This is a genomic window from Pseudomonas sp. ML2-2023-3, assembly GCF_037055275.1.
Classification (GTDB): domain Bacteria; phylum Pseudomonadota; class Gammaproteobacteria; order Pseudomonadales; family Pseudomonadaceae; genus Aquipseudomonas.
This window is the reverse complement of record NZ_CP146343.1, coordinates 267111-283548: the sequence shown is the minus strand read 5'-3', so window position 1 is coordinate 283548 and position 16438 is coordinate 267111. Positions and strand designations below refer to the sequence as shown.

The 16438-nt window shown below is 59.0% G+C and carries 10 protein-coding genes; 5 read left to right on the top strand and 5 right to left on the bottom strand.

Annotation, left to right across the window (positions count from 1 at the left end; translation table 11 throughout):
- Positions 1-269: 269 nt before the first annotated feature.
- Together V6P94_RS01150 and V6P94_RS01145 are read left to right on the top strand one after the other, a co-directional pair.
- Positions 270-557: a type II toxin-antitoxin system HigB family toxin gene (locus tag V6P94_RS01150; protein WP_219262167.1), complete on the top strand. Its 288-nt coding sequence runs from the start codon at positions 270-272 to the stop codon at positions 555-557.
- A gap of 5 nt (positions 558-562) precedes the next feature.
- Entirely contained in the window at positions 563-964 is a 402-nt protein-coding gene (locus V6P94_RS01145) for a type II toxin-antitoxin system HigA family antitoxin (protein ID WP_133076707.1), read from the top strand.
- Between the two features lie 9 nt (positions 965-973).
- Here the strand turns inward: V6P94_RS01145 and selO are convergent, their stop codons facing one another.
- From selO to V6P94_RS01130, 3 genes are all read right to left on the bottom strand, one after another.
- Positions 974-2437, bottom strand: a complete 1464-nt coding sequence (gene selO / locus V6P94_RS01140) for a protein adenylyltransferase SelO (protein WP_338648903.1) — start codon at positions 2435-2437, stop codon at positions 974-976.
- A 134-nt stretch (positions 2438-2571) separates the two neighbouring features.
- Positions 2572-5919: a mechanosensitive channel MscK gene (gene mscK, locus V6P94_RS01135; protein ID WP_133076705.1), complete on the bottom strand. Its 3348-nt coding sequence runs from the start codon at positions 5917-5919 to the stop codon at positions 2572-2574.
- Positions 5920-5954: 35 nt separating this feature from the next.
- Complete coding sequence (locus tag V6P94_RS01130; RefSeq protein WP_133076704.1) at positions 5955-7697, bottom strand: potassium/proton antiporter; 1743 nt, start codon at positions 7695-7697, stop codon at positions 5955-5957.
- Here V6P94_RS01130 and V6P94_RS01125 point away from each other — a divergent pair.
- Complete coding sequence (locus V6P94_RS01125; protein ID WP_219262165.1) at positions 7681-8625, top strand: hypothetical protein; 945 nt, start codon at positions 7681-7683, stop codon at positions 8623-8625. The genes V6P94_RS01130 and V6P94_RS01125 overlap by 17 nt on opposite strands.
- Before the next feature lie 87 nt (positions 8626-8712).
- Here the strand turns inward: V6P94_RS01125 and putA are convergent, their stop codons facing one another.
- Positions 8713-12666: a trifunctional transcriptional regulator/proline dehydrogenase/L-glutamate gamma-semialdehyde dehydrogenase gene (gene putA / locus V6P94_RS01120; RefSeq protein WP_338648902.1), complete on the bottom strand. Its 3954-nt coding sequence runs from the start codon at positions 12664-12666 to the stop codon at positions 8713-8715.
- A gap of 458 nt (positions 12667-13124) precedes the next feature.
- Here putA and putP point away from each other — a divergent pair, with 458 nt between their 5' ends.
- On the top strand, positions 13125-14612 hold the full coding sequence (gene putP / locus V6P94_RS01115; protein WP_338648901.1) for a sodium/proline symporter PutP: 1488 nt from the start codon (positions 13125-13127) through the stop codon (positions 14610-14612).
- A gap of 169 nt (positions 14613-14781) precedes the next feature.
- Positions 14782-15618, top strand: coding sequence for a 23S rRNA (adenine(2030)-N(6))-methyltransferase RlmJ (locus tag V6P94_RS01110; RefSeq protein ID WP_133076700.1), 837 nt, complete (start codon positions 14782-14784; stop codon positions 15616-15618).
- A gap of 128 nt (positions 15619-15746) precedes the next feature.
- Here the strand turns inward: V6P94_RS01110 and msrA are convergent, their stop codons facing one another.
- Positions 15747-16394, bottom strand: a complete 648-nt coding sequence (msrA, locus tag V6P94_RS01105; protein ID WP_338648899.1) for a peptide-methionine (S)-S-oxide reductase MsrA — start codon at positions 16392-16394, stop codon at positions 15747-15749.
- Positions 16395-16438 lie beyond the last annotated feature (44 nt).

Below are 16438 nucleotides of genomic sequence, written 5' to 3'. Positions count from 1 at the left end.
ATCGGGCAGGCCAGAGCCGCCGCGCGGGCGTCACCATAATCAGGGCGCGTTAGTTCGTCTAAGACTGTTTAGGCAGGTTGATATGCGATTTTGTTATGGCAGGACGAGGCGACGTATTTGCTCATACAGTGCTGAGCCGGCTTCGCAGCTCTTATCTAGGCTTTGAAGCGAGACAGCGACAGCGCCATTGGTCGGGGGCGGGTTATCGCATATTGCGATTGAGTGATCCCTGACTTAACCTCCATAGCAAGATGCGATAGGGACGTTGCATGCGAGTGATAACAGCCAAGCGTATTTGGGAAGCGAAAGCACAATGGCCGCAATCGGCGAGCGCACTCGATGAGTGGTATCGCAAGATCAAGGTCCTCAACCCCCAGGACTTTGCCGCGTTAAGGTCGTTTTTCCCTGCTACCGACAAGGTCGGTTCGTTCCACGTTTTCAATATTGGAGGTAACAAGCTGCGGCTGATCGCCGTGGTGCGTTATCGGGTACAGCGCCTCTACATTCGTCATGTGCTCGATCACAGTGACTATGACAAGGGCAATTGGAAGGAGTAAGCACAATGAACGCATTGATCGCACAGGCGGCAGAACACTGGAAGTTCGTGGCGCCTTTACTACGCAAACCGAAAACCGAAGCAGATTACGATGAGTTGGTCGCAGCCCTCGACGGGTTGACCGACTTGATTGGCGACGATGAGAGTCACCCCTTGATGAGCCTGGTGGACATCATCGGTGACTGGGTTGAAGCCTACGACCTCGAGCATCGGCCGATGCCCAAGGTCAGTGGTGTCGATGTGTTGCGCTCGGTGATGCAGGAGCACGGGCTGACTCAAAGCGACTTGCCGGGCGTGGGTACCCAATCGGTGGTGTCCGAAATCCTCAGCGGCAAGCGCCAGCTCAACGTTCGGCAGATACGCTGGCTGGCGGACTACTTCAACGTGCCTGTGGATATGTTTATCTGAGGCTTTGCATTACGACGAGCAGCTGATTTCCAGGTGCTTTCCCCATTCAGGCGGGCGCTCGGCATAGGTTTCCATGCCCGGTTGCTCGGTGAACGGTCGGGTCAGCACGTTGTGCAGGCGCTGCACTTCGCTGTAATCCCCGGCTTGGGCGGCATCGATGGCTTTTTGCGCCAGATAGTTGCGCAGGATGTATAGCGGGTTGACCCCGTGCATGCGCTCACGGCGTGCGCTTTCATCACTCACGCCTTCACGGGCGACCCGGGCAACGTACTGCGCTGCCCATTCATCAAAACCCTTGAGGTCGACAAACTCGTCACGCAGGCGGGACACGGCCTGCTCTGCTGGCAAGTCGCCCAGGCGGCGGAAGAACAGGGTGTAGTCGATGCTGCTGCCTTGCATCCGTTGCAACAGGGTTTCGATCAATTGTTGATCACCGTCTTCGGCGGTGGTCAGGCCCAGTCGGCGGCGCATCAGGTCGGTGTAGTGCGCTTGATACAGCGGCAAGTAGAGCCCCAGGTTTTCGCGCAGGGCCTCAACGCTGATAAACGGCGTCAGGGCCTGGGCCAGTGCGCTGAGGTTCCACTGGCCGATAGGCACCTGATTGCTGAAGGAGTAACGCCCTTCGTGGTCTGAGTGGTTACAGACGAAATTGGCGTCGAAGTCGTCGAGGAAGGCGAACGGTCCAAAGTCGAAGGTGATGCCCAGAATCGACATGTTGTCGGTGTTCATCACGCCGTGACAAAAACCGTAGGCCTGCCACTTGGCAATCAGCTCGGCGTTACGCTCGACGATCTCGCGGAACATCGCCAGATAGGGCTCGGGTTGCTCCAGGCACTCGGCAAAGTGCAGGGTCAGTACATGCTCGCCCAACTGCTTTTGCTGCTCGGGGCGCTTGGTGTAGTAGAAGTATTCAAAATGCCCGAAGCGTACATGGCTGGGCGCCAGGCGCAGGACCATGGCCGCGCGCTCCTGGGTTTCACGCCACACCGGAGTGTCGGAGCCGATCACGCACAGTGCGCGGCTGCTGGGAATGCCCAGCGCGTGCAGTGCCTCGCTGGCGAGAAACTCGCGGATCGATGAGCGCAGCACGGCGCGACCATCGCCCATGCGCGAATAGGGCGTCATGCCGGCACCCTTGAGGTGCAAGTCCCAATGCTCGCCCGCCTCGTTATAGACCTCGCCCAGCAGCAGCCCGCGGCCGTCACCCAGTTGCGGGTTGTAGGAGCCGAACTGATGACCGGAATAGACCATGGCGCGGGGTTCGGCGTCGGCCCACAGGGTGTGACCGCCAAACAGCTGGGCGAACACCGGGTCCTGGGCCACGGCCGGGTCGAGGTCAAGCAGCGCCATGGCGGCATCGCTGGCAACCACCACGCGCGGTGCGTCGATGGGCTCGGGCAGCACGTGAGTTGAAAACGCGTCACCCAGTCGAGCGAAACGGTTATCAAAAGTCAGTTCGTCGAGGGCTTTCAATGACCGTCTCCAGTAAGCATTTTTAAAGGTGGGAGCGGGCTTGCTCGCGATGGTATCAACGGGCTTGGCCAGTTAAACCGATTTGCCTGCATCGCAGGCAAATCAGCTCCCACAGAGGTTGCATCAGCCTTGAGTCAGTCGAGCTTGCCCAACTGCGGCTTTTGCGGGGGTAGTGTCGGCTCGGGCGGGACTTCCGGCCCTACGGGCACCAACTTGTATTCCTGACCCTGCAAGTTCTTGAGGTACACCTCCATCTGTTGGAACGAGATGTTGATGTGGTGGTTCTTGAACTCGCGGTTGATAAAGCGGTTTACCTCGTCGATCACCGGGTTACGGTCGCCCAGGTCACGGACGTGCATGCGCAGTTCGTGGTCCAGGGTGCTGGCGCCGAAGTTGAGGAAGTACACGTGCGGCTCAGGGTCTTTGAGTACACGGGGGTTCTCTTGTGCAGCCTTGAGCAGCAGGCTTTTTACCAGGTCCAGATCCGAACCGTAGTCCACACCCAGTTTGAGGGTGACGCGGGTGATGGTGTCGGTCAGGGACCAGTTGATCAGTTGCCCGGTGATAAAGGTCTTGTTCGGGACGATGATGTCTTTGCGGTCGAAGTCGGTGATGGTGGTCGCACGGATGCGGATCTTGCTCACAGTGCCCGACAGGTTGCCGATGGTGATGGTGTCGCCAATCCGCACCGGCCGCTCGAACAGAATCATGATCCCGGAGATGAAGTTGGCGAAAATCTCCTGCATGCCAAAGCCCAGGCCCACCGACAGCGCGGCGACCAGCCATTGCAACTTGTCCCAGCTCACACCCAGGGTCGACAGGGTGGACACGAAGCCTACGCCGATGATCACGTAAGTCAGCAAGGTGGTGGTGGCGTAGGCGCTGCCCTGGCCCAGATCGAGGCGAGACAGCACCAGCACTTCCAGCAGCCCGGGAAGGTTGCGCGCCAGGGCAATACTGATGCCGATGATGACCAGTGCACCGATCACGTCGCCAATGCTGATGGGCACCATGCTCATGTTGGCGCCGGTGCCGCTGGTGTACTCGTACAGGGTGATGTTGTCGAGGTAGGAGAAGACCGAGATCAGGTCGGCCCAGACCCAGTACAAAATGCCGATAAAGCCCGCCAGCAGGGCCAGGCGAATCAGGCGCAGCGATTGTTGGTTGACCTGTTCGATGTCCAGGGTCGGTTCTTCAATGATGATGTCGTTGCCTTCGCCTGCTTCCTTGGCCGCCTGACGTTTGGCCAGTGCGCGTTGGTAGGCCAGGCGCCGTGCCGCTACCGCCAGGCCGCGCACGAAGGCCGCTTCGACCACCAGCCAGAGCATCAGCAGGTAGAGGGTGTTGATCAGTCGGTCGCTGAGTTTGAGCGCGGTGTAGTAGTAGCCAAAACAGACGGCAACGAACAATGCCAGCGGCAACAGCGCAAAGGCAAAACCGAGCAATTTGCGCAGGCGATAGGCTTTTGTCGCTGTCTCGAAGTCGTTGAGCAGCAGGCGGCACAGCAACCAGGCCATGGCGGCATAACAACTCAACACCACAAGGATGCCCAGTACGTCATCGGCCAGTGCAGCGGGTTGTTGCTCGGCAAAGGCGACCACGGCCACCAGGGCCAGGACGACAAAGCCCAGCTTGCGAATCCAGTTCTGCAGGAATGCGACCAGCGGTTTTTCCCAGCGGAAATGCAGTTCGGCCACGCCACCTGGCGCCAGAATCCGGTAAGCGGTGTAGAACACCAGCCAGGCTTCGGCCATCTGGATCAGCGCCGCGCCCGTATTGGCGTTCATGCCACGGGCATCGGTTTGCAGGGCATAGCCGCACAGCGCCAGAGCCAGCGAAATAGGCATCGCCAGCAGAATATTGATCAAAATGGCCAGTGGCGTATGCCATTGGCTATCGCGCTTGAAGTGACCAATGTCCTGATGGATTTTGTTCAATTTGCTGTAGAGGTAACGGCGCTTCCACAGCAAGGCCGCCACCACCAGCAAGAACGGTAGGAACAACAGTGGTCTCTGCACCAGACCTTCAGCCAGCTCGCTGACGCTGGAGCCCCACGGCAGGGTGGTGACTTGCTGTTCCAGCTGGCGCGGGGCAGTTTCCAGCCACTCCAGATCCAGGGGCTTGTTGCTGGGAATCCAGAACATTTGCTCGTCCAGCGTGGCACGCAGGCTCTGGGCGGTGCTGAGCAGTTGCTTCTGGTTCAGTTGCAGCGTGATCGATTCGTTGAGCAGGGAGCTCAACTCGCGATTCAGGCGGTCCAGCAAGTCACTGCGGGTGTTGACCAGTTCGAGCAGGGTCTTGCGCAGTTGAGGCGTGACTTGATCGGCAGGCTGGGTCGACAGCAGGTTGTCGACGTAGGATGTCGGGTTGCTGATCAGCTCCCGTTGCTGGTTGATTTCAAACTGATACAGACGAATATCGGCGATTTCGTCTGCCAGGTTCTTGTCCATTTTCTGCAGGCGCGGCAGGGCCTGTTTCTGCTTATAGAGGATCTTGGACAGCAGCAAACTGCCCTTGAGCACGTTGATCTGCTCGTCCAGCGCCTGATCGCTCTGGGTGACGTTGTCCAGTTGCTGCTTGGTTTCGAGGTTCTGCTGGGTGACTTCATTGAGGCGGTCGGTGCTGCGTAGCAGGTAGTCGGAAAGCTTGAGGTTGATCGCGCTTTCGGTCGCCAGCAGGCTGCTGCTGCCGGACTTTTGCGCCTCGATGGATTGTTCGGTCACGGTCTGCTGCGACTGCGCCAGACGCTTCTGGTTGATCAGGGTTTGCAGCTCCTGGATTTCCTGATCCTGACGCGTGGTTTTTTCCAGCAGCAAGTCATGCTGGCTGCCGCTCAGGTCTTGCAGCAGGCTGTTACCGGCCAGCTCCTGGCGGCGCAGGGCGATCAGTGCGGTGAGCGAGGCCACTTCGGCGTTGAGCTGGTTGCGCTGATCCGGGGTGAGCAATTTGCCATTGTCACGACCGGTTTTCAGGATGTTGTTGATCTGCTGAATACGCGTCTGGCTGGTGCTGATTTCGGCCTGAGCCCTTTCCGGGCGGGTTTGTGCGGCAATGCTCTGGCTGTTGGCAATGGCCAGGGCTTTTTGCAGTTCGCCCTGCTGCGTCGTGCGCTCAGCCAGCATTTGCTCCAGCTGCGGCACGGCCAAATCACTGTAGCGCTGGGCCACCGGCAGGGCTTTGCTGGCCTTGAGGCGGGCCAGTTCACGCTGGTTTTCGCTGGTCTGGCGCGGCGCATTGCTGAGCTGTTGTTTGACGTCGTTCAGGCGCTGTTCGTAATCGGCTTTGTTGTCCAGCAGGGTGAGAGTTTGCTGGAGCACTGCCTGCAGGGCTTTCTGGTCTGCATCTGGCAGCTTGCGATCGGCAATTTTGTCCAGGCTTTGCTGCACCGATTCGGAGGTAGGCGGTTCGGCCGCGTGTAGCGTGCCGACACAAAGGCTCAGACCGAGCAGGACTGTTGCGATGAACGTGCGCAGAGTTGGCATAGATACCGGTCAGACAAAGGTCAGAAAGTTGGAGTTTAGAGGAACAGCCCGGGCCCCGGTGCACTTCCTTCGGGGAATCTGACGCCCACTTTGGCTATCTTGTTCCCCTCCATCACGGCGACTGTCCAGATGGTGTTGTTCCACTCCACCTGATCGCCGACCACCGGCGCGCCGCCGACCTTGTGCGCAATAAAGCTGCTGAGCGGAATGTTGGGGTCGATGCCGTCCAGCTTCAGGCCATACAACGCCGACACAGCGCCCAGCTGGGCGTCGCCTTCGAGCACAAAGTCGCCAAAAAAGCGCAGATCCAGGCCACGGCTCGGAGGCTGGCTGAACAGTTTGCCCAGGGCTGGCAAGTTGTGTTCGTGACCGATGACGCAGAGCAAATCGCCAATTTCGAGGGTGGTGCTACCCGACGGATGGAGCAGTTTCTGATCGCGAAACAGGGCTGCGATACGGGTGCCCTCGGGCATTTTCAGTTCACGCAGGGCCGCACCGATGCACCAGTTTTGTGCGTCGAGGCGGTAAACAAACAGTTCCCACTCGCTGGTCACGTGAACTTCGAGGGCTGAGCGCGAGACCGGTGCCAAGTCCGGGGGTACGGTCACTTTGAGCAGCTTGGCGACCCAGGGCAGGCTGGTGCCTTGCACCAGAAGGGACACCAGCACGATAAAGAACGCCAGGTTGAAATACAGCTGCGCATTGGGCAGCCCGGCCATCAGCGGGAACACCGCCAGAATGATCGGTACCGCACCGCGCAGGCCCACCCAGGCAATAAAGGCCTTCTCGCGTCCGTGGAACGCTTTGAAGGGCAGCAGGCCCACCATGACCGACAGTGGGCGTGCGAACAGGATCATCCACAGGGCCAGTGCCAGGGCCGGAATCGCGATCGGCAGCAAGTCGTGTGGCGTGACCAGCAGGCCCAGCACCAGGAACATTCCGATCTGGGCCAGCCATGCCATGCCGTCGAGCATGTGCAAGATGCCGTGACGGCTGCGGATCGGGCTGTTGCCGATCACCAGGCCGCACAGGTATACCGCGAGGAACCCGCTGCCGTGCAGGGCGTTGGTGAGGGCAAAGACCACCAGGCCGCCTGCGATGACCAGAATCGGGTACAAGCCGTTGGCCAGGTTGATGCGGTTGACCATTTGCAGCATCAGCCAGCCGCCAGCCAGCCCGACAGCACCGCCGATACCGAACTCACTCAGCAGGTTGAGCAGCAGGCTCCAGTGAAGGCCGGTCTCGCCGCTGGCGAGCATGTCGATCAGGGTGACGGTGAGAAACACCGCCATCGGGTCGTTGCTACCGGATTCGATCTCAAGGCTGGCCGAGACCCGTTCGTTCAGGCCCTTGCCGCCCAGCAGCGAGAATACGGCTGCCGCATCGGTCGAACCGACAATGGCGCCCACCAGCAGGCCCTGGATCAAATTGAGGTTGAACAGCCAGGCGGCCATCATGCCGGTCAGCCCGGTGGTGATCATTACCCCCACGGTCGCCAGCGACAACGCAGGCCATAACGCCACGCGGAAACTGGAGACCCGCGTACGCAGGCCGCCGTCGAGCAAAATCACAGCGAGGGCGAGGTTGCCCACCAGATAGGCGGTGGGGTAGTTGTCAAAAATAATGCCGCCGCCATCGACACCCGCAGTCATGCCCACCGCAAGGATGATGACCAGAATCGGGATGCCCAGACGCGAGGACAGAGAACTTACCAGAATGCTTGCACCTACCAGCAACGCGCCGATCAAGAACAGGCTGTTGATGGTCGTCGCATTCAAAGGCAGTACTCCAGAAAGCTCAAAAGACAGGGCGCAAACGGCTCATGCAGTCTGCGTGCCAGCGATTCTAACCTGCGTTATTGGCGGGCTGTCAAAAAGGTTTTGTGCGGGGCGGCTGTCTTCCAAATCCAAGCAGGCTTACCACGCTGCATCTGATGCGTTGGCGCAGTGTCTTTTCATTTCTGACATGGCTAACGGCGATGGTTGGATACCGGCATGTGCACAGTATGGTGGGTATCAGGGCATCTTCCGACGAAATTACGAGATGCGGACTGCATTTCATTGTTGGGCTTATTTTGTCTACTTCCGCCTCAATTTAACTCTGCGGGGCGAAAAAATGCCGTTATCTCTATTGAAAAAAGATAATCCTGACTCAGAAGAATCAACACCTGCTCAGAGTGCGCACACGTTCTTTGTGATTTCCGTGAAGAAATTCATGGTTCTGTATTTCATGACGATGGGGCTTTATTCGATTGTCTGGTTTTACGAGCACTGGAAGCAGTATCGGTTGGCGACTGGAATCAAGGTTTGGCCGGCAGTTCGTGCTTTTTTCGGGGCGTTAATGATTTTCTCCTTGTTCTCTAAAGTCCAAAAGTCACTGAGTGAGTCGGGACGAGCTTACGAGTGGTCCCCAGTCATGCGTGGAGCATTGATTTTGGCCATAACAGTCGTGTGCATTATTTTTTCAGTGATAGGTAATGCCACCTTTATTCCTGCGTGGCTAGTTGTCGTCAATGTCATGATCTTAGGCGTACTCGGTTTTTTACTGGCAGGTGCCCAGAGAGCTATCAATTTTTTGGAAGCCGACCCCGAAGGCCATAGTAATTCGACTCTGTCGTTTGCCAACGGTATCTGGGCAGGGGTGTTTGGCTATTTATGGTTAGGTTGGATTATCATTTTTTTCACCGCAATTAATCTCAAGATCTGAGCCCTCTTTACGTTTGCAAAGCCTCAACGCATAAAAAAACCGGGCAACCCCTTCGGGTGCCCGGTTTTTTATTGCCCGATCAAACCATCAGCCGATGGTCATCAAGCTCGCGTTACCGCCAGCAGCAGCGGTGTTGACGCTCAGTGCGCGCTCGATCACCAGGCGTTCCAGGGCGATGTTGGTTTCGCCTTGGGACAGACCTTGCACGCCAACGATGGCGCCTGCGCGCTGGGCCACTTGCTTGCACACGTCACGCAACTGATCACAGTCACCGTGGTGCAGGACGGCGTCGAAGATCACGTCGTCCTTGGTCCAGTCAGCCACCAGGGTGATGCGTGCCTGCACCTCTTTTGGCAGACGGGCGTACAAGGCTTTGGCCAGTTCGCTTTGCGGCAGTACCGCGGTGCTGCCCACGGCCAGTACGGCAGCCAGTTGGGTCAGCAGGTCGCTTTCCACTTCAGCCAGGCACAACACGTGTTCGCGCGGCAGAATGGCGTAGCTGTTGCGTTCGCCGGTCGGGCCGTTGAGCAGGCGAGTGATGCCGCTTTGCGAGTGCGCAGCGTACTCGGTGCACAGTTCGGCCAGCGCCGGTTGCTGGTTGCTGGTTGCCCAGGTGTGCAGGGCACTGAGCGGTATGCTCAGGGCTTCGCGAGCCTGGGTATCCGGTGCGCTGATGGCATCGACCTTGGCGAACGATTGTTCGATCGCATTGCCCGGGCGGGTCGACAGCAGGCGGTACAGGTACAGCGGGCCACCGGCTTTCGGGCCTGTGCCCGACAAGCCTTCGCCGCCGAACGGTTGCACGCCGACCACGGCACCCACGATGTTGCGGTTGACGTAGACGTTACCGGCGTTGACGTTGTTGACCACTTTGGCAATGGTTTCGTCGATGCGGGTGTGTACGCCCAGCGTCAGGCCGTAACCCGAAGCGTTGATCTGTGCGATCAACTGGTCGATGTCTTTGCGCTTGTAGCGCACCACGTGCAGCACGGGCCCGAAGATCTCGCGTTCCAGTTCGTCGAAGCTTTCCAGTTCAATAAGGGTCGGCATGACGAAGGTGCCGCGCTTGCATTCTTCGATGTCGGCAATGGCCATCTGGTAAACAGTGCGGCCTTTGTCGCGCATGCCCTGGATGTGTTGCTCGATCCCGGCCTTGGCTTCGGCGTCGATCACCGGGCCAATGTCTACGTTCAGGCGTTCAGGATTACCCATGCGCGATTCGGCCATGGCACCTTTGAGCATTTCGATGACGCGGTCTGCCGAGTCTTCCTGCAGGCACAGTACACGCAGGGCTGAGCAACGCTGACCGGCGCTGTCGAAGGCCGAAGACACAACGTCGATAACCACTTGTTCGGTCAGCGCCGAGGAGTCGACGATCATGGCGTTCTGGCCGCCGGTTTCGGCGATCAGCGGGATAGGACGGCCTTGAGCATCCAGGCGGCCTGCCACGTTGCGTTGCAGCAATCGTGCAACTTCGGTGGAGCCGGTGAACATCACGCCTTTGACCCGATCGTCGCCGACCAGGCGTGCGCCAACCGTTTCACCACGGCCCGGCAGCAACTGCAGCACGCCTTGCGGGATGCCTGCTTCGAGCATGATGCGCACGGCCTGGGCGGCCACCAGCGGGGTTTGTTCCGCAGGCTTGGCCAGTACCGGGTTGCCGGCAGCCAGTGCCGCAGCCACCTGGCCGCTGAAGATGGCCAGCGGGAAGTTCCACGGGCTGATGCAGACCACCGGGCCCAGCGGGCGATGGGCATCGTTGGTGAAATCGTTGCGAGCCTGTACCGCGTAGTAACGCAGGAAGTCGACGGCTTCGCGCACTTCGGCGATGGCGTTGGCAAAGGTCTTGCCAGCTTCACGGGCCAGCAGGCCCATCAGTGGCTGGATCTCGCTTTCCATCAGGTCGGCGGCGCGTTCCAGGATCGCAGCGCGTTCGGCGGGCGGGGTGGCCTGCCAGATCGGTGCGGCGCTCAGGGCGCACTGGATAGCGTTGTCGGCGTCTTCAACGGTGGCTTCTTGCACATAGCCCACCACGTCACGCAGGTCAGCCGGGTTGAGTACCGCCGCAGGCGTTTCGCTGCTGGAATCGCAACCGAGCATCGGCGCGGCTTTCCAGTCGTTGTGGGCTGTGGCCAGCAAGGCGCAGGACAACGACGCCAAGCGGTGTTCGTTGGACATGTCGATGCCGCTGGAGTTGGCGCGTTCGCTACCGTACAGGTCACGCGGCAGCGGGATGCGCGGGTGCGGCAAGCCGAAGCCGCCTTCGGCCGTGGCCATCTGCTCGATCTGGCTCACCGGGTCGGCCACCAACTGGTGGATCGCGATCGTGTGGTCGGCGATGCGGTTAACGAACGAGGTGTTCGCACCGTTTTCCAGCAAGCGTCGAACAAGGTAAGCCAGCAGTGTTTCGTGGGTGCCGACTGGAGCGTACACACGGCACGGACGGTTCAGCTTGCCTTCGGAAACTTTACCTACAACCTGTTCGTAGAGCGGTTCGCCCATGCCGTGCAGGCATTGGAACTCGTACTGGCCGGGGTAGTAGTTCTGACCCGCGATGTGGTAAATCGCCGACAACGTTTGGGCGTTGTGAGTGGCGAACTGCGGGTAGATGGCTTCGGGTACGGCCAGCAGTTTTTTCGCGCAAGCGAGGTAGGACACGTCGGTGTACACCTTGCGGGTGTAGACCGGATAGCCTTCCAGGCCTTCGACCTGGGCACGCTTGATTTCGCTGTCCCAGTACGCGCCTTTCACCAGGCGGATCATCAGGCGATGACGGCTGCGGCGAGCCAGGTCGATCACGTAGTCGATCACGTAAGGGCAGCGCTTCTGGTAAGCCTGAATCACGAAGCCGATGCCGTTCCAACCCGCCAGTTGCGGCTCGAAGCACAGGCGCTCCAGCAGGTCGAGGGAGATTTCGAGGCGGTCAGCTTCTTCGGCGTCAATATTGAGGCCGATGTCGTACTTCTTGGCCAGCAAGGTCAGCGACAGCAGGCGCGGGTACAGCTCGTCCATGACGCGCTCGTACTGGGCGCGGCTGTAACGCGGGTGCAGGGCCGACAGCTTGATCGAAATGCCCGGGCCTTCGTAAATGCCACGGCCGTGGGACGCTTTGCCGATCGAGTGGATGGCTTGCTCGTAGGACGCGAGGTACTTCTGGGCGTCATGTTCGGTCAGTGCAGCTTCGCCGAGCATGTCGTAGGAATAACGAAAGCCCTTGGCTTCAAAGCGCGTGGCGTTGGCCAGAGCTTCGGCGATGGTTTCGCCGGTCACAAACTGCTCGCCCATCAGGCGCATGGCCATGTCGACGCCCTTGCGGATCATCGGCTCGCCGCTTTTGCCGATGATGCGGCTCAGGGAGGAGGTCAGGCCTGCTTCGTTGTGGGTCGATACCAGCTTGCCGGTCAGCAACAGGCCCCAGGTCGCGGCGTTGACGAACAGCGAAGGGCTGTTGCCCAGGTGCGGGTGCCAGTTGCCGGTGCTGATCTTGTCGCGGATCAGGGCGTCACGGGTGCCTTTGTCCGGGATACGCAGCAGCGCTTCGGCCAGGCACATCAGCGCCACGCCTTCCTGGGACGACAGGGAGAATTCTTGCAGCAAGCCTTGGACGATACCGGCGCGGCCACCGGCGCTCTTCTGATTGCGCAGTTTTTCGGCAATCGAGGCGGCTAGGGTCTGGGTGGCTTCGGCCATTGGGGCAGGCAGGCGTGCTTGCTCCAGCAGCATCGGGACCACTTCGGGTTCCGGGCGGCGATAAGCGGAGGTGATCGCGGCACGCAGTACGGACTGGGGCAGGATGCTTTCTGCAAATTCCAGGAAGCACTGATGCGCGTGATCGGCGTGCACGTCGTCGGCGTCATCGCTGGCGCTGCCAGGGATACCGCTCAACTCGGTCAGGGTTGCACCACCCTCGAGTTTTTCCAGGTAATTGAAGATTGCCTGCTTGATCAGCCAGTGAGGCGTGCGATCAATCGAGGTCGCGGCAGCCTTGAGGCGCTCGCGGGTAGGGTCGTCAAGTTTGACCCCAAGGGTGGTGGTAGCCATATTTTTATCCTCATGGGTGCCACATTTGCGTGGCAGCAGCTGGCGGCAAGATTAGCGCTGCGCTGAAAGAGGTGCAACCTAGTGCAACCCGTTTTTTTGCGGATTGTTCTACGCTTCGTCAGGAATTTTTGAGCAAGGCGGGATGGGCGCACTGGTGCGGTGCTTTTTAATTGGATTTGCGCCGTTTTAGCTCCGAAAAGGAGCAAAAACATCGAATTGGGTTGAAAAGACGACAAGGTGCAACTTGTGCGGTAGAAACTGGTTGCACCTTATTTGGTTTGTTGCATAGCATTCGCGCCCAAGGTGCAACCTGCTAAAAGACGGGTTCATCGGCTGATGGGTTTCCTGGGGAAACATCAGTCATAAATGCGCGGCAAGGTTGATCGTCTCAAACAGGACGTTTGTGAGCGTACGGCCAGACCGCCGCTAAACATAAAAACAATGCCAGGGCTTTATCAATGAGTGTTAGTAACCCAACCCTGATCACGTTCGTGATCTATATCGCGGCAATGGTGCTGATTGGCCTCATGGCCTATCGCTCCACCAACAACCTTTCTGACTATATTCTCGGTGGCCGCAGCCTGGGCAGCGTTGTCACTGCATTGTCTGCTGGCGCCTCCGACATGAGCGGCTGGTTGTTGATGGGTTTGCCGGGCGCGATCTACATGTCCGGTCTGTCGGAAAGCTGGATCGCCATCGGCCTGGTGGCCGGTGCTTACCTGAACTGGTTGTTTGTTGCCGGTCGCCTGCGGGTGCAGACCGAGCACAACGGTGATGCGCTGACCCTGCCGGATTACTTCTCCAGCCGTTTTGAAGACCACAGCGGCTTGCTGCGGATTATTTCGGCCATCGTGATTCTGGTGTTCTTCACCATCTACTGCGCTTCCGGCATCGTGGCCGGTGCCCGTCTGTTCGAAAGCACGTTCGGCATGTCTTATGAATCAGCCTTGTGGGCCGGCGCTGCGGCGACCATTGCCTACACCTTTATCGGCGGCTTCCTGGCCGTGAGCTGGACTGACACCGTTCAAGCCACCCTGATGATTTTTGCGCTGATCCTGACGCCCATCATCGTACTGCTGGCCACTGGCGGCGTAGACACGACGTTCCTGGCCATCGAGGCCAACGACCCAAGCAACTTCGACATGCTCAAGGGCACGTCCTTTATCGGCATCATCTCGCTGATGGGCTGGGGCCTGGGTTACTTTGGCCAGCCCCACATCCTGGCGCGTTTCATGGCCGCTGATTCGGTCAAGTCGATTGCCAACGCACGTCGCATCTCCATGACCTGGATGATCCTGTGCCTGGCCGGTACGGTGGCTGTAGGTTTCTTCGGTATCGCTTACTTCTCGGCTCACCCGGAACTGGCAGGTCCTGTGAACGAAAACCCTGAGCGCGTGTTCATCGAACTGGCCAAGTTGCTGTTCAACCCGTGGATTGCCGGTGTACTGCTGTCGGCCATTCTGGCTGCGGTAATGAGCACCCTGAGCTGCCAGTTGCTGGTGTGCTCCAGCGCACTGACCGAAGACTTCTACAAATCCTTCCTGCGCAAAAACGCCTCCCAGCTTGAGCTGGTATGGGTGGGCCGGATCATGGTGCTGGTGGTTGCCTTGATCGCTATCGCGATGGCTTCCAACCCGGAAAACCGTGTATTGGGTCTGGTGAGCTACGCGTGGGCAGGCTTTGGTGCTGCGTTCGGTCCAGTGGTGCTGATCTCGGTACTGTGGAAAGGCATGACCCGTAATGGCGCATTGGCCGGTATTTTGGTGGGTGCGTTTACCGTGATCGTGTGGAAGCATTTCGCACTGTTCGGCCTGTACGAAATCATCCCGGGCTTCATCCTGGCCAGCCTGGCCATCGTGCTGGTGAGCCTTGCGGGCAAAGGCCCAAGCAAGGGCATGGTTGAGCGCTTCAATGCTGCCGAGAAGGATTTCCAGCAGAACCACTGATCGGGTAAGCGCATGCGCTGACTTGAAGGTGTACTGAAACGGCCCGTCTCCAGGTGAGACGGGCCGTTTTTTTTGCTTGGGCCTTGCTCACCGTATCTCGGAAAATCGGCCTGCCACCTGACGTCAGGTTGTGTACAAGGTAAACTTCGCCCCCTGCGCAGGAGCAACCATGAACTATCGTCACGCCTTCCACGCCGGCAACCATGCCGACGTCTTCAAACATATCGTCTTGACCCGCCTCATCGCCCTGATGTCGCGCAAAGAGCAGCCTTTTGCCTACCTCGATACCCACGCCGGTATTGGTCTGTACGACCTCAAGGGCGATCAGGCCAGCCGTACGGGTGAGTATCTGGAAGGCATCGCACGGTTGTGGGGCCAGAAAGACCTGCCTGCAGTGACTGATGACTACATGCAAGTGCTGCACAAGATGAACCCCGATGGCGAGTTGCGCTATTACCCGGGTTCGCCGGAGTGGGCGCGTCGCCTGACCCGTTCCCAGGATCGCGTGCTGTTGAACGAAAAACACCCCGAAGACGGTGTGTTGCTCAAGGACAACATGAAAGGCGATCGCCGTGTAGCCGTGCATTTGGGCGAAGGCTGGCATGTGCCGCGGGCGCTGCTGCCGGTGGCCGAGAAGCGCGGGCTGATGTTGATCGACCCGCCGTTCGAGAAACTGGACGAGATGAAACGCTGCGCGGAATCGTTGAAAGACGCGATCAGCCGTATGCGTCAGACCGTGGTGGCGATCTGGTATCCGATTAAGGACAAGCGCCAGTTGCGCCGTTTTTATCAGGACCTGGCGGGTTCGGGCGCACCGAAACTGCTGCAGGTCGAATTGTTCGTGCATCCACTGGATACGCCCAACAGCCTCAATGGCTCGGGCTTGGCGATTGCCAATCCGCCTTGGGGTCTGGAAGAAGAACTGCGTGAACTGCTGCCGTGGCTGGCCAAGAAACTGGGGCAAACCCAGGGTGGCTGGCAGATGGAATGGTTGATCGCTGAGTAAGCTGATGTTGTAGTCGCTGACGAGGTACGAGGCTGCGAAAAGGGCCGAAGGACCTCCAGAATGCCGGGGCTGCTTCGCAACCCATCGCAGTCTCGTTCCTCGTCAGCGACTACAGGAGTAGCCTTTGATCAAATCGGGCAGGTCACGCCGGTGCCGCCAATGCCGCAATAGCCTTGCGGGTTTTTCGCCAGGTATTGCTGGTGGTATGCCTCGGCGAAGTAGACCGTAGGCGCCTGCTCTATTTCAGTGGTGATGGTGCCCAGGCCAGCCTTGTCCAGTTCGGCCTGGAACACTTTTTTGCTCTCCAGTGCCTGCTCAAGTTGTTCAGGGGTGGTGCAGTAGATCACCGAGCGGTACTGGGTGCCGATGTCGTTGCCCTGACGCATGCCCTGGGTCGGGTTATGCAGTTCCCAGAACATGGCCAGCAATTGCTTGTAGCTGACGATTTCTGGTTCGTAGACCACCAGCACCACTTCAGTGTGGCCGGTCAGGCCCGAGCAGACTTCTTCGTAAGTCGGGTTTGGAGTGTAGCCGCCCGCATAGCCCACAACGGTGCTGACCACGCCTTCACGTTCCCAGAACTTGCGTTCTGCACCCCAAAAACAGCCCAGGCCAAAAATCGCAAAGTTCACATTCTTCGAAAACGGGCCCAGTAGCGGCTCGCCGGTGACGTAGTGGGTTTCCGGCAGCTGTACGTGGGTGTCGCGGCCCGGCAGGGCTTGTTCTTTAGTAGGGAGCACGTTTTTATTCACCAGGATTTCCGAGCGCAAGACCATGGTTCAAGTCCTCTCAGTCAGAGTGTAGGAAGTCAGGCCGCTAG